Annotated in this window: 15 protein-coding genes; 8 read left to right on the plus strand and 7 right to left on the minus strand. The window is 69.1% G+C overall.

Annotated elements, in window-relative coordinates:
• Positions 1-68: 68 nt before the first annotated feature.
• Positions 69-539: a GNAT family N-acetyltransferase gene (locus ACQP1V_RS03145; protein ID WP_433418613.1), complete on the plus strand. Its 471-nt coding sequence runs from the start codon at positions 69-71 to the stop codon at positions 537-539.
• Positions 540-717: 178 nt separating this feature from the next.
• Entirely contained in the window at positions 718-1,554 is an 837-nt protein-coding gene (locus ACQP1V_RS03150; RefSeq protein WP_433418615.1) for a hypothetical protein, read from the plus strand.
• Positions 1,555-1,579: 25 nt separating this feature from the next.
• Here the strand turns inward: ACQP1V_RS03150 and ACQP1V_RS03155 are convergent, their stop codons facing one another.
• From ACQP1V_RS03155 to ACQP1V_RS03185, 7 genes are all read right to left on the minus strand, one after another.
• On the minus strand, positions 1,580-2,677 hold the full coding sequence (locus ACQP1V_RS03155; protein WP_433418617.1) for a hypothetical protein: 1,098 nt from the start codon (positions 2,675-2,677) through the stop codon (positions 1,580-1,582).
• Positions 2,674-3,180, minus strand: a complete 507-nt coding sequence (locus ACQP1V_RS03160; RefSeq protein ID WP_067136403.1) for a SigE family RNA polymerase sigma factor — start codon at positions 3,178-3,180, stop codon at positions 2,674-2,676. The genes ACQP1V_RS03155 and ACQP1V_RS03160 overlap by 4 nt, the downstream gene beginning before the upstream one ends.
• Before the next feature lie 403 nt (positions 3,181-3,583).
• Positions 3,584-4,528 carry an acyl-ACP desaturase gene (locus ACQP1V_RS03165; RefSeq protein WP_433418619.1) on the minus strand — a complete coding sequence of 315 codons (945 nt, stop codon included), beginning with the start codon at positions 4,526-4,528 and terminating at the stop codon, positions 3,584-3,586.
• A gap of 337 nt (positions 4,529-4,865) precedes the next feature.
• Positions 4,866-5,069, minus strand: a complete 204-nt coding sequence (locus tag ACQP1V_RS03170) for a cold-shock protein (RefSeq protein ID WP_066939726.1) — start codon at positions 5,067-5,069, stop codon at positions 4,866-4,868.
• A 411-nt stretch (positions 5,070-5,480) separates the two neighbouring features.
• The gene (locus ACQP1V_RS03175; protein WP_433418621.1) at positions 5,481-6,221 is read right to left on the minus strand and encodes an ABC transporter permease; all 741 of its coding nucleotides are present in this window, start codon (positions 6,219-6,221) and stop codon (positions 5,481-5,483) included.
• Complete coding sequence (locus ACQP1V_RS03180; RefSeq protein WP_433418623.1) at positions 6,214-7,095, minus strand: ABC transporter ATP-binding protein; 882 nt, start codon at positions 7,093-7,095, stop codon at positions 6,214-6,216. The genes ACQP1V_RS03175 and ACQP1V_RS03180 overlap by 8 nt, the downstream gene beginning before the upstream one ends.
• A 174-nt stretch (positions 7,096-7,269) precedes the next feature.
• Complete coding sequence (locus ACQP1V_RS03185) at positions 7,270-7,647, minus strand: DUF6069 family protein (RefSeq protein WP_433418625.1); 378 nt, start codon at positions 7,645-7,647, stop codon at positions 7,270-7,272.
• Positions 7,648-7,778: 131 nt separating this feature from the next.
• Between ACQP1V_RS03185 and ACQP1V_RS03190 the strand changes: the two genes are divergently transcribed.
• From ACQP1V_RS03190 to ACQP1V_RS03215, 6 genes are all read left to right on the plus strand, one after another.
• Positions 7,779-8,909 (plus strand): sensor histidine kinase, encoded by a 1,131-nt coding sequence (locus ACQP1V_RS03190; RefSeq protein WP_433418626.1) that lies wholly within the window; start codon positions 7,779-7,781, stop codon positions 8,907-8,909.
• Positions 8,897-9,550: a response regulator gene (locus ACQP1V_RS03195; RefSeq protein ID WP_433418628.1), complete on the plus strand. Its 654-nt coding sequence runs from the start codon at positions 8,897-8,899 to the stop codon at positions 9,548-9,550. Before ACQP1V_RS03190 ends, ACQP1V_RS03195 begins: the two co-directional genes overlap by 13 nt.
• A 179-nt stretch (positions 9,551-9,729) precedes the next feature.
• On the plus strand, positions 9,730-10,281 hold the full coding sequence (locus ACQP1V_RS03200) for an RNA polymerase sigma factor (RefSeq protein WP_387416039.1): 552 nt from the start codon (positions 9,730-9,732) through the stop codon (positions 10,279-10,281).
• Positions 10,278-11,135: a hypothetical protein gene (locus ACQP1V_RS03205; protein ID WP_433418630.1), complete on the plus strand. Its 858-nt coding sequence runs from the start codon at positions 10,278-10,280 to the stop codon at positions 11,133-11,135. Before ACQP1V_RS03200 ends, ACQP1V_RS03205 begins: the two co-directional genes overlap by 4 nt.
• A gap of 300 nt (positions 11,136-11,435) precedes the next feature.
• The gene (locus ACQP1V_RS03210) at positions 11,436-12,347 is read left to right on the plus strand and encodes an ABC transporter ATP-binding protein (RefSeq protein ID WP_433418631.1); all 912 of its coding nucleotides are present in this window, start codon (positions 11,436-11,438) and stop codon (positions 12,345-12,347) included.
• A gap of 12 nt (positions 12,348-12,359) precedes the next feature.
• Positions 12,360-13,055 (plus strand): ABC transporter permease, encoded by a 696-nt coding sequence (locus ACQP1V_RS03215; protein WP_433418633.1) that lies wholly within the window; start codon positions 12,360-12,362, stop codon positions 13,053-13,055.
• Positions 13,056-13,058: the final 3 nt, after the last annotated feature.

A 13,058-nucleotide genomic window follows, 5' to 3' on the forward strand; every position in this document is an offset into this window, starting at 1 on the left:
TTCCGGCCGGATGTTGCTTCCGGCCGGAAAGTGTTTGTATGACTACCTTTCCGGTAACCGTGCGGCCCGTGAGCGCCGTGGACCGCTCCACCGTCGAACGACTCTGGCTCATGTTCCGCCACGACATGGCGGAGTTCCAGGGCGGGCTGCCCAGCCCCGACGCCACCTTTCGCAGTGACAGGCTCCGCTCGGCGTTCGAGGACGACGACTGGGCGGCTTACCTGTTCACCAGCGGCGACCGGCCTGTCGGATTCTCGTTCGTGCGTGCGTTGTCCGGCCCAGCGCGCGTGCTGAACAGCTTCTTCGTGGTGCGCGGCGCGCGCCGGTCCGGGATCGGGATGAAAGTCGTGCGGGAGGTGATCTCCCGGCACCCCGGCCCCTGGAAGATCGCCTTCCAGGACTCGAACACGGCGGCCGTCACGTTCTGGCGGCGCGTCGCCACCGAGATCGCCGGTGACGCGTGGACGGAGGATCGCCTTCCCGTGCCGAACCGGCCCGACGTTCCCCCGGATGTGTGGATCTCCTTCACCACCGCCTGACCGGCGGCGGGACGGAACGCTCCGAGCCCTCCGTCTTCGGCTTGAAGTCGACGTCTTCCCAGCGGAGCCCGAGCAGTTCTCCGCGCCGTAGGACAGGCAGAGCGCCAGGACGTGGCCAGACCCCGGAAAGCCAAGCGGAGGCGCCGGGCGTTGGCTGATCATGGGTGGAGGAGGTCTCGTGCGAAGAATGATCGCGTACCTGTTCCTGGTGCTGCTCCTGTCCTCCTGCGGCGGGGTCCCTCAGGCCTCGCCCGGCGGGTCCCACGGCGGCTCGTCTGACGAGTTCGAGGCTCGTGCCCAGAAGGTGGCGGAGCGCTGGCAGGGCTCGGCCGACGACCGCGCCTGGCGCAAAGGGTTCGTCGCACTGGAAGTGCTGAACCCACAAGGATGGGCTCACGTGGGCCGGATCCCGGCCTGGGTGAACCGAAGCTCGCACAACGGCGCCTGGCGGCTGGCCGCCAAGCTGCCCAAGGACTCCCCGGACCGCGCCGACGTGCGATGGCCGGACGGTGAGGTCTCGCAGGTGCCGCTCATCACGGCGGCGAGCGCGTACGCGGAGTTCAGCAAACCGGCCGGCCTCATCGAAGAGGAGTGCCCGGCCAAGGGATGCCGCCCGCTCCGGGTGACCGGCGCCAGAATGGGCAAGGTCCCGCTGGAGACCAGCCGCGGCACGATCCAGGTGCCGACCTGGGTGTTCACCGTCGAGGGAGTCGAGCAGGTGCAGGGGGACGTCGAAGAGGTGATGGCGTTCGACCGCGTCGCCGGCAAGCCGAACCAACTGCTTCTCCTTTACGGCTACGGCGCCTGCGACACCATTCACGGGGCACGTGCTTACGAGACCGACCGACTGGTGGTGGTCGACGTGGACGAGAGAAGATCCGACTCCGCCGGGGTGTGCCCGGCCATCCTCAAGACAGCGACGATCACCGCCACGCTGGCGCGGCCACTCGGCGACCGCCTCGTGCTCGACTCCGGCACCGGGCTACCGGTGCTGCGGGGACTGAGCAGGCGCTGACGGCCCGGCGACCGCACCTCCCGTACTACTTCCCGGAAGCGGTTCCGGGCAGGGCCAGTGCTTGCACGGTCTCGGTGGAGTAGTCGGCCACGTGCCTTGCTTTCCCGGTGTTGACGTTGACCGCGTAGAGGCTGTACTCGCCGTCCAGGGTGAGGACCATGACCTCGGATGGGCTCTCCCAGACGGAGATCGTCAAGATGCCCCTGGGCTTCGCCAGGCCGCGGACGGTCACTTTCCGCAGGATCCGCCCGGTCTTGGTGTCGAGGAGCGTGAGCACCGGCTTCGACTGGTCCTTCATGTCGGAGGCGGCCACCGTGCGGCCGTCCGGGGCAAGCTCGCTGAAGTTGATGAACACGCCATCGAAGCGCACCGGCTTGCCTCCGCCTGTCACGGGCATCAGCCACAGGTCGGTCTTGACGTACCGGACCAGCTCGACGACGCCGCCCTTGACGGTGATGGCCTCGTACTTGCCGGGCAGGGTCACCGACTTGCCGGTGCGCATGTCGATCAGTACGCCGGGCTTCTTGCTCCCCACCTTCGGGTCGAAGACCAGATAGCGGCCGTCGTCGGAGACCACGAGCTGGTTGCCCACGTCGAGCTGGTCCTCCGTCACCTTGACGGGGGAGCGCACCTCGGCGCCGGTCACCAGGTCACGGACGATGTGCGCCCGGGCCTCGCGGCTGTAGTAGGCCAGCATGCGCCCGTCCCGGCTGACGGCGAGGCATACGGTTTGGCTCCTGTCGCTCGCGACGAGCGCCTGCGGCACCCGGTAAGTCGTGCCGGTACGGGTGACCACCCGCCACTCCTGGACGCTGCAGTCGATGATGCGCCCCATGTGGTCGAAGAGGCAGGGCGTCTGGTAGGCGTGGCTTATCGGCCCTACCTTGCCGTCCGGCAGGTCGGCCACCGTGTCAGCGCGCTGCGGCGTGGCCGTCTGGGTGCCGTGGGGCCAGATCGCGACGGCCCCCTCCGCCGTCGCCACCAGCGCCGCGACCGTCACGATCGCGGTCAACGCCATCCTGGTCCGCCACCTGCGCCGGTGTCCCGCGATGGCCGCGTCGGCCAGGCTCACCGGCGGGGCCTCTTCCGCGAGGTCCTTGAGCGCCTCGTGCAACCTTGTCATCGGATTACCTCCGGGATGCGCAGTTCTGCCAGCTCTGGCGCGAGCGCGCGCAGACGGGCCAGCGCGTGGTGGGTCTGGCTCTTGACATTGCCGATCGAGCAGCCGAGCGTGTCGGCCGTCTGCGCCTCGGTGAGGTCCTCCCAGAAGCGCAGCACGATCACGGCCCGCTGCTTACGGGTCAGCTTGGCCAGCGCCTGACGCAGGACGATCCGGTCGAGCGTGGCGTTGTCGTGGGAGGTGCCGTGCTCGGGCGGATCAGCGCTCGGTAACTCGCGGCTGGACCGGCGCCTCCAGGAGATGTACTCGTTGACCAGCGCTTTGCGCGTGTACGCCTCGGGATTGCCGTCCCTGGACAGCTTGGACCAATGCCCGACGACCTTGGTCAGCACGTTCTGCAGCAGGTCCTCGGCGAGGTGAGCGTCTCCCACGAGCAGGTACGCGGTCCGCATCAGTGCTTGCTGGCGGGCGCGTACGAACTCGCGGAAGTCGTCGTGACGATCCAATGTGCTCTCCCTTCGCCCGTTGCCAACGCGGCCAATGGGGCGAAAGGTTGCACTGTTTTCACAATCGAGAGGATCCCGCCATGGTGGACACCCGGGAGGCGCGCCAGGCCGTAGCCGCCGAGGCCCTACAGAGCGCGGCTAGCGGACGCGCCCGCGCGCCGGCCGCCGCACGCCAGCATGGGAAGGCCGCTGATGCGCACCGTGAGTTCCACCGCCGGCCCTCCACATGACTGATCCGCGACAACCAAGCGATCTACGTGGAGGACCTGGCCGTGGCGGGGATGTGGAGGGCCGGTCAGACCGCCCCACCAGGTGGCACAGCCCGATGAAGCAGGAAGCCGCAGAGGTGCCGCGTGAGTGCGCGGCACGGGCTGAATCTGCGACGTTCAGGCCGGGGAGCGCGTCAAGACGCTGATTCGGCCCTCGCCCGCCGGGCGTCCCGGCGCTCCTCGAAGCGGGTCGCGGCCACTTCGAGATTGGCGAGGAAAGCCGCCAACTCCTCGCGGGCCTGCTCCCCCTCCGCGTCGAGACCTTCGATGTCGAAGGGCTTCCACTGTCGCAGCACCGGCGTCAGAACCTCGTCACAATGCTGGCGCAGGTCGTAGATGCCCGCCATGGCGATCATGACCGACTTGCGGGCGAAGCCCTCCATGCCCTGGCCCGGCATCTGGAACGAGGTCACGACATCGGTGACGGCTCGCATGGTCTGCGACGGGGCCAGCTCGAACGCGGCGGCAAGGAGGTTCCGGTAGAAGAGCATATGGAGGTTCTCGTCAGCGGCGACCTTCGAGAGCAACCTCTCGCAGAGAGGGTCTCCCGACACCTTCCCGGTGTTCCGGTGGGCGACGCGGGTGGCCAGCTCCTGGAACGAGACGTATGCCAACTGCCGGAGCATGCCGTCGTACTCCGTGGCGAAGCCGCTTTGCATGTGGGTCATCCTGGCCCGCTCCAGAGCGACCGGGTCGACGGCCCGGGAGACGAGGAGGTAATCGCGGATGGCGATCCCGTGCCGGCCCTCCTCCGCTGTCCACCGGTGCACCCAGGTGCCCCAAGCGCCGTCCCTGCCGAATGTCGTGGCGATCTCGTGGTGGTAGCTCGGCAGGTTGTCCTCGGTCAAGAGGTTGACGATGAGCGAAACCCGGGCGGGCTCAGGAATCGAGGTGTCCTCCGGCGACCAGGCCTCGCCCTGCAGGACCCCGTCGAACGTCCGGCCCTCGCTCCACGGGATGTACTCGTGAGGGAACCACTCTTTGGCCACCGCGAGGTGGCGGTCCAGCTCTCGCCCGACCACGGGTTCGAGCTCCACGAGAAGCTCCGTCTGGGTGAGCGGGCGAGATGCGATCGGCATGTAGGGCCTCCGGGTCTGCAACCTAAACGTGACCTACGCTAGCGTAGGTCAGCGGGCCGATCGCCTGTCGACGGGCCACCGCGATCGTCCGGAAGACGAGCGGATGTCCCGCAGGAGTTCCATCGTGCCGATCCTCGACGCGGTCCAGGTGGGCATCCCCGCGACGCCCACGTATAGCGGGATCTCGGCGCCGCAGAAGATCGGAGCGGCGACCTCGGCCGCTGAAGATCGTGCGTCCACATGACGAAGCCCCGGACTTCGTGAGAAGCCCGGGGCTGAATGCCGTCGGATGACGGGCCACTCTCAGTGGCCCGACATCAGCGGTATGAAGCGCTGCTTAGAGCGGGCGGACGTGCTCGGCCTGCGGGCCCTTGGCGCCCTGGCCCGCGGTGTACTCAACCCGCTGGTTCTCCTCCAGCGAACGGTAGCCGCCGGCGTCGATGGCCGAGTAGTGGACGAAGACGTCCGGAGTGCCGTCGTCGGGGGCGATGAAGCCAAAGCCCTTCTCGGCGTTGAACCACTTGACGGTTCCCTGAGCCATGATTCCTTCTCCTTGATGAGACGATCTTGAGAGCCACGAATGTGATCCTCGGGCTGCTGCGACCGACCGCCTTGGGAAAGCCTCGGCTTCGTACGGTAACGCCCGCTGTCATAACTCCGCAGGCACTCTACGCATGCTGGGACTTCGACACAACCTGTGCTTGCGACACTACACGCCATAATGCGGTTCCGGCGCCAACTCTCGCGAAACCTTGTCGACATCTTCGTGAACCGGGAGGCGATCGTCCGGCTTGTCGGTGCGGTGCCGGCAGCGCACCTTCTCCTCCACCGCTTCCCCCCGGGCGTGGTCTCCGCAGGTAGTTCGTTAGATACGCCTCAGCGCAAGGGGCCTGCTGTGTCGAGGGGCGGCAGGGCTGAGCCGCGCACTGCCTCAGCGTACGGATTCGGCGGGTCAGGAGAAGCGCCTGCCCTCGTCGCGGCGGTAGGCCCACACGGCCCCAGCCGCCAAGAGAACCGTCCAGACGGCCAGCATGATCAACGACACCGCGTTCGGGCTGACGCCGGCGGTCGCCCACCAGATCAGCTCGGCCGCGCCCCTGGTGGGCACGTACGGCGAGACGACCTGCACGAACTCGGGCAGGATCTGTGGCGGCAGCAGCAGCCCCCCAAGGATGGCCATCGGGAAGAACAGGAGCTGCGACACCGCCATCGCGGCCTTCGACGCCATCACGAAACCGACGAACAGCCCCATCAGCATGAATGGCACGACACCCGTGACCAGCGCGCCGAGCCCCAGCAGCAGCCTGGCCGGCGTGATCGCCGCCACCGTGAACAGCGCGCCCACCACCAGTACGGGGATCACCGAGATCAGCATGACCGCGAGCGTCGACAGGATCCGCCCGGCGAAGCGCGGGAACGGGCCCGCGGGCAGTGTGCGCAGGTACGGGCTCCACGACCGCTCGCGGTCCTGCGAGACCGCGTTGCTGAGCCCGATCAGCGCGGCCGACATGGCGCCGAAGAACATCAGCGAGGCTGTCGCCGTCGTCGCTCCCTGCACGTCCTGGCCCGCGAACGGCACCACGAACGCCAGCATCGAGATGGCCGGGAACAACGAACTGGCCAGAAGCCCGATCGGCACCCTGATCTGCTCGATCATGAGAAAGCGGGTATGGGCGAGGACCAGGTTAGACATTCGCGGACTCCTTCGAAGTGATGGCGAGGAAGGCCTCTTCCAGAGTGGCCGGCCTGATCTCCAGGCCGGAGAACGGCATGCGGCTGCGCACCAGCTCCACGACCAGCCGGTCGGGGTCGGTGGTGACCAGGTCGATCCGGCCGTCCGCACGTTCGGAGCCGAGCACGCCGGGCAGCTCGGGCAGGTCCTCGGCGACAAGGGAGACGCGCCGCGCGCTCACCATGCCGCGTACGGCCGGCACGGTGTCGTCGACCAGCACGCGGCCGTTGCCGACCACCACGACCCGCTGGGCCAGGGCCTCGATCTCCTCCAGGTAGTGGCTGGTGAGCAGCACGGTGCCGCCGTCCTCGTGGAAAGCCTTGATGCCGTCCCACAGCGCCCGCCTGGCCTCGACGTCCAGCCCGGTCGTGGGCTCGTCGAGGAACACCAGCCGCGGCCGGCCCGCGAACGCGAGTGCCACCGCCAGCCGCCGCCGCTGCCCGCCGGACAGCCCCCCGATCTGCCGCTTGACCAGGTCGCTGAGGCCGAACCTGGCCAGCAGCTCCGCCCTGCCGACGGGCTCGGGGAAGTGCGCGGAGACGAAGTCGACGATCTCGCCCACGCGGAACGACTCAGGCAGCCCGGTCTCCTGCGGCGTCACACCGATGCCGCGCCGTATGGCCGGGTCCAGCGGCGAGCCGCCGAACAGCTCCACCACGCCCGACGTCGGCCGGCGCAGTCCCGCGAAGAGGTTGATGAGGGTGGACTTGCCCGCGCCGTTCGGGCCGAGCAGCCCGACCAGCTCGCCTGCCCTGATGTCGAGCGAGACGCGGTCGAGCGCGAGCACGTCTCCGTATTGGCGGGTGGCCTCGATCGCTCTGGCGAGGACCGTCATGTCATGTCTCCTGTGTCGTCCCGCTGATGTCCAACAAGGTGCGAATCGTTGTGGTCTTCGCAAAGGCCCGCAAATCGGGCGACTGTCCGCAGCCGGGTCCGGGCCGGTGCGGCCGGTGCGCACAGGGTGGAGATCGCGACACCACCCAGGTGATCAGGCATTCGCCGGGCACGTTCATCGCCGGGCCAGCCCCAGAACGAGCACGGCGCCGACGACCAGGTGCAACAGGAGCAGCACCAGCGTCGCGGCGATACCGACGGCGTTGCCGATCGGGCCGAAGAGGGACAGGGCGAACACGATCAGGGCGACGATCGTCCAGGTCCGGCCGGGCTGGGACGCGAACCGCTCCAGAACGGCCAACAGCCCCCAGCCCGCCAGCCCGGCCAGCAGGCTCGTCACCACGACCAGTACCGGCCCCACCAGTTGCGTGCTGTCGCCCATCCGCGCGGTCAGCGTCGTTCCGGCCACCGGAACCGCCAGGGCCCAGACGGCCAGGGCGGCCGCGGGTGCGCCGATCACGGTGATCAGGAGTCTTTTGACGGAAGTGTTCATGCCGGTCAGCTTCGCCCGCCGGCCCGGTCTGCCACATCGGGCGCGCGGTCGCGCCCTGTCCTCCCCCTGTGGGGTACGGGTCCGACTTTGGTAGGTGATGGCTCCGCCCTACCTCCACCTAGCCTGGGCCGATGAGGAAGATCCAACCCCCGTACCTGGTCGCGGTCGTCGGCGTGCTCCTCGGGATGGGCGCGCTGACCGCGGTGTCGCTGTGGGCCCAGGCCGGCCACCCCACCTGGGGGCTGGACGTCGCGGTCGCGGTGGCGAGCCTGGCCGCCGCGGTCGCCCAGCTGTGGTGGCCGACCTCCGGGGCACTGGTCGCCACCCTCCTGGCCACGCTCTCCCCGGTGGCCACGCCGGCGGCATCGATGGGGGCGCTGCAGGTGGCCCAGCGCAGGCGCTTCCCGGTCGCGGCGGCGGTGGCCGCCGCAGGCATGGCGGCACACGTGGTCCAGGGGCTGTGGCGACCGAACTCCGGCATCTCCCTCGGCTGGTGGCTGCTGCTGATCTGCGCCGCCTACGGCGCGCTCCTCGGCTGGGGCGCGCTGGCCCGATCCCGCCGCGCTCTGCTCATCTCCCTGCACGAACGCGCCCGCCGCGCCGAGGCCGAGCAGGGCAGGCAGGTCGCCGAGGCCCGTATGGCCGAACGCCGCCGGCTCGCCAGTGAGATGCACGACGTGTTGGCCCACCGCCTGTCTCTGGTGGCCACGCACGCCGGGGCGCTGGAATACCGCCCCGACTCCTCTCCCGACAAGATCGCCCGCGCCGCCGGAGTGGTCCGCGCCGGTGTGCACCAGGCGCTGGAGGAACTGCGCGAGGTGATCAACCTGCTGCACGAGCAGGACGACCAACCAGACGGGCTCGAACCCCGGCCGGGCCTGGCCGACCTGCCCGGCCTGATCGCCGACGCGCGGCAGGCGGGCCAGTCGGTACGGCTGCGCGAGGAGGTGACCGAAGTCGACGCCCTCCCGGCGGCCGTGTCCTGGACCGCGTACCGCGTCGTACAGGAGGGGCTGACAAACGCCCGCAAGCACGCCCCGGGCCAGCAGGTCGAGGTGCTGCTGCGCGGCGCTCCCGACACGCCCTTGCTGATCGACGTCCGCAACCCGCTGCCCCCGTCCGGCACGGCCCCTCTCGTGCCGGGCAGCGGGCTGGGCCTGGTCGGGCTCACCGAGCGGGTACGACTGGCCGGCGGGCAACTGGATCATCACAGGACCGAAGGAGAGTTCCGACTTCAGGCCCGGATACCATGGCCGGCGTGATCCGCGTGCTGCTGGTCGACGACGACGCCTTGGTGCGTGCCGGGCTGTCCATGATGCTTGACGGCGCCGCCGGCATCACCGTCGTCGCCGAGGCGGCCGACGGCCAGGAGGCCATCACCGCCACCGACGCCCACGCCCCCGACGTCGTCCTGATGGACCTGCGCATGCCCCGCGTGGACGGCATCACCGCCACCCGCCGGCTACGTGCCCGCGCCCGGCCGCCGGAGGTGATCGTGCTGACCACGTTCGACACCGACGAGAACGTCCTGCACGCGCTCCGCGCCGGTGCCGCCGGGTTCCTGCTCAAGGACACCTCGCCGCCGCAGATCGTGGAGGCGATCACCCGGGTGGCTGTGGGAGATCCGATCCTGTCCCCACGCATCACCCGGCGGTTGATGGACCGCACCGTCGCCCAGGCCGGGGCCTACGAGCGGGCCCGCGCCGCGCTGGCCGGCCTCACCCCGCGCGAGCACGAGGTCGCCCTGGCGATCGCCCGGGGCAGGACGAACGCCGACATCGCCGCCGACCTTGCCATAGGCATCACGACGGTGAAGGCTCACGTCTCCAACATCCTGATCAAGCTCGGCCTGGACAACCGCACCCAGATCGCGCTCCTCGCTCACGACGCAGGCCTTACCTGACCGGCATCTGCCTGCGCTGGAATTGAACGACGGGACTCCCGTCGTTTCCGCGGGCGTCCCGTCTCCGGCCAAGGGCTGGATACGACGTCACTCTGTGCCACAGCTGATCGGCCCTGTCACGCCTGGAAACGTCCGGACACCTTCCTTCATGTGACATTCCGCATAGAAGGGACGACCACGTGGGCCCGCCAGACCCCAGGCGACGCTTCGAGGAGCTCTATACCGAGCAATACGCGGCTGTTTCCAGTTACGTCCGCCGGCGTGCCGACCATCCTGACGACATGGCCGACGTCATCGCCGAGACGTTCACGACCGCGTGGCGGCGGCTCGCCGACATACCCTCCGGCGACCGGGCCAGGCTCTGGCTGTACGGCGTGGCGAGGCGCACGCTGGCCAACCACCGTCGCGGCGAGTCCCGCAGGGCGGCCCTGACCGAACGCCTCCGTGAGGAACTCGCTGACTGGACCGACCCGCTGACGAGCCACGTGCCCGAGACGACGCGTGCGGCTTTCCTGCGGCTGTCCGCCGACGACAGGGAACTTCTGTCGCTCGTCGGCTGGGAGGGTCTCAGCAATGCCGAGATAGCGAAGGTCCTGGGGTGCTCGCGCATCGCCGTACGCCAGCGCCTGCACCGCGCTCGCAAACGTCTGGCCGTCGAACTGGCCGTCGGCGACAGCGAACTCAACCGGTACGGCGCCCGCGCCGTCCATCTTGCCAAGGAGACCTTGTGAACACGCATGTCGACGACGTGGTCAGGCGTCTCGCCCCCGGCCCCGCCCCCGGCCTGACCGTGGGCGCCCGGGAGACGATGTACAAGATCATGGATGAGGAGCCGGCCCCGGCCGCCTTCCGCAGGAGCCGGCGCCCGCTGCTCGCGTTGCCGATCGCCGCAGGTGTCCTCGCGGCGGCCCTGGCCGCCCCCGCCGTCTTCAGCCCCGCCCCCGCCTCGGCGTTGAGTATCAAGGCCGAAGGCGGCTACTACCTCATCGAAATCACGGACATGTTCGCCAAGCCGGAGGTGTACGAGAAGCAGCTGCGCGACGCCGGTCTCGACATCAAACTGCGGCTTCAGCCTGCCACGCCAAGCCTGGTCGCTTCCTCACCGATCCTGGCCACCAGGACCGGGAATCCGGCCAAGGTGGACGGGATCGAGGTCATCGACCGCCCCGGGGAGTGCGGCAAACCGTTCGGCTGCCCCCTCGGCATAAAGGTCCGCGGGGACTTCACCGGGTCGGCCGAGGTCGTCCTCGGCCGCGAGGCCCGTCCCGGCGAGGAGTACGCGGCGTTCACCGGCTTCGACTCGCCAGGCGAGCCCATGCACTGCGTGCCGTTCTACAACAAGCCCGTCAGCGAGGTGCGCGCCTTGCTGAAGGAACGCGGCCTGGACATCCAGGAGATCGCGGTCACCGGCCCCGCGACCGGGGGCAGGGAATCGGAGATCAAGGCTTCGGTACCCGACTCGATGCACGTCACCGGTGGATACCTGCGGATGGTCGGCAAGGTGGCGCTCACGGTCAGCGACGCGGAGCTGCCCGCCAAGACGGTGCGGACGCTGAACGAGAAGCACGGCTGCCAGGGCGGCTGAGCGGGCTTGGCAAGGCAGGGGCGGTCCCGTCGCGGGACCGCCCCTGCCGTGCCGCCCGGCAATCCGGTCTGGCCGCACAGCGTGCATCGAGGCCCTGCGTGACGGCTTCATCCGGGGCGACACCCTTGGCGTGGCGGGACAGCGTATCCGCACCGATCTGCCGTTCCCGGGTACAGCCACCGCACTGACAGCCCCTCGGCGGCATCCACCGATCGGTTGACTTTCGGGTCAGCAGCATTCGCGGACGAGTATGGCCGGCAGATCGATTCGCCCCGGGCGCAGGCGAAAGATGCTTGAGTCATGGCAGTCATCGAAGTCACAGACCTCCGCAAGAGGTACGCGGACCTGACCGTTCTGGACGGGGTGTCGTTCTCCGTGGAGGAGGGCGAGATCTTCGGCATCCTCGGGCCGAACGGCACCGGCAAGACCACCGCCGTGGAGTGCGTGGAGGGGCTGCGGCGGCCCGACGGCGGGTCGATCAAGGTGCTCGGGCTCGACCCGGTCAAGGACGGGCGCAAGTTGCGCGAGCAGATCGGGGTGCAGCTCCAGCACACGCAGTTGCCGGAGAACATCAAGGTGTGGGAGGCGCTCGACCTGTATGCCTCCTTCTATGCCAATCCGCGGAACTGGCGTGAGCTGCTGGAGGAGTGGGGGCTGGCGGACAAGCGCAATGCCCGTTTCGGGAAGTTGTCCGGTGGCCAGAAGCAACGGCTGTTCATCGCGCTGGCGCTGGTGGGCAATCCGCGGGTGGCGTTTCTCGACGAGTTGACCACGGGGCTCGACCCGCAGGCTCGCCGTACCACCTGGGAGCTGATCAAGCAGGTCCGGGCGAGCGGCGTGACGGTGGTGCTGGTGAGCCACTTCATGGACGAGGTGGAGGAGCTCTGCGACCGCGTCGCCGTCTTCGACCGCGGCACGATCGTCGCGATCGACACCCCGGCCGGGCTGGTCGACGGGATCGACGCCGAGCACCAGATGCGGTTCACGCTGATGGCGGGGGACATGGTCGAGCTGGGTGGACTGCCCGGGGTGACCGGCGTGACCAGGACGGGAAACCGGGTGGTCGTCACGGGCAAGGGTGATTTCGCCACGGCGGTCACCGCCGAGCTCGCCCGCCACCACGTCCTGGTCAGCGATCTGCGCATCGACAAGCGCACCCTCGACGACGCGTTCGTCGCCCTGACCGGCCGTTCGTTCGACTCGACCCACTAACGGAGAAGAACCATGACCAAGCTCACCGTCGTCGAACTGAAGCTGTTGACCCGGGAACCCGGGGCGATTTTCTCGCTGCTCATTCCGTTGTTCATCCTGGTGGTCTTCGGCAGCTCGATCGAGCCGGGCGACACCGTGCTCCTGCCGATGGCGCTGGCGATCGCCGTGGGGCTCGTGGGCCTGTACATGCTGCCCACCACCATGGCCACCTATCGCGAGAGAGGCATTCTGCGCAGGCTCTCGACCACGCCGGTACGCCCGGGGAACCTGCTGGTGGTGCAGCTGATCCTGCAGCTCGTCTTCGCGCTGGCCGCGTGCGGCCTGCTGCTGGCCGTCGGGGGCACCGTCCTCGGCGCTCACCTGCCCACCGGGGTGCTGCCCGGGGTGCTGACCTTCCTGCTCGGCACGGCGGCGATGTTCGCGGTCGGCCTGCTCATCGCGGCCCTCGCTCCGAACGGCCGGGCCGCCAACGGCATCGGCGTCCTGCTGTACTTCCCGATGGCCTACCTCGCCGGACTTATGCAGCCGACGGATCAGATGCCCGATATCTTGGCCCGCATTGGGGAGTACACCCCTCTGGGCGCTTTCCGGCAGAGCATGCAGGACGTCTGGGCGGGCGGCGCTCCCAGCCCTCTGCTGCTCGGTGTGATGGCCGCATACGCCGTGGTGATCAGCATCGCCGCGGCCAGGTTCTTCCGCTGGGAGTGAGTG

This window comes from Microtetraspora malaysiensis (genome assembly GCF_050947145.1).
Taxonomy (GTDB): Bacteria; Actinomycetota; Actinomycetes; order Streptosporangiales; family Streptosporangiaceae; genus Microtetraspora_A; species Microtetraspora_A malaysiensis.

Bases quoted from the DNA above. Each gene is read 5' to 3' on its own strand.
- ACQP1V_RS03155 (WP_433418617.1), bottom strand. From the start codon at position 2,677: ATGACAAGGTTGCACGAGGCGCTCAAGGACCTCGCGGAAGAGGCCCCG.
- ACQP1V_RS03165 (WP_433418619.1), bottom strand. From the start codon at position 4,528: ATGCCGATCGCATCTCGCCCGCTCACCCAGACGGAGCTTCTCGTGGAG.
- ACQP1V_RS03170 (WP_066939726.1), bottom strand. From the start codon at position 5,069: ATGGCTCAGGGAACCGTCAAGTGGTTCAACGCCGAGAAGGGCTTTGGC.
- ACQP1V_RS03175 (WP_433418621.1), bottom strand. From the start codon at position 6,221: ATGTCTAACCTGGTCCTCGCCCATACCCGCTTTCTCATGATCGAGCAG.
- ACQP1V_RS03180 (WP_433418623.1), bottom strand. From the start codon at position 7,095: ATGACGGTCCTCGCCAGAGCGATCGAGGCCACCCGCCAATACGGAGAC.
- ACQP1V_RS03185 (WP_433418625.1), bottom strand. From the start codon at position 7,647: ATGAACACTTCCGTCAAAAGACTCCTGATCACCGTGATCGGCGCACCC.
- ACQP1V_RS03190 (WP_433418626.1), top strand. From the start codon at position 7,779: ATGAGGAAGATCCAACCCCCGTACCTGGTCGCGGTCGTCGGCGTGCTC.
- ACQP1V_RS03195 (WP_433418628.1), top strand. From the start codon at position 8,897: ATGGCCGGCGTGATCCGCGTGCTGCTGGTCGACGACGACGCCTTGGTG.
- ACQP1V_RS03210 (WP_433418631.1), top strand. From the start codon at position 11,436: ATGGCAGTCATCGAAGTCACAGACCTCCGCAAGAGGTACGCGGACCTG.
- ACQP1V_RS03215 (WP_433418633.1), top strand. From the start codon at position 12,360: ATGACCAAGCTCACCGTCGTCGAACTGAAGCTGTTGACCCGGGAACCC.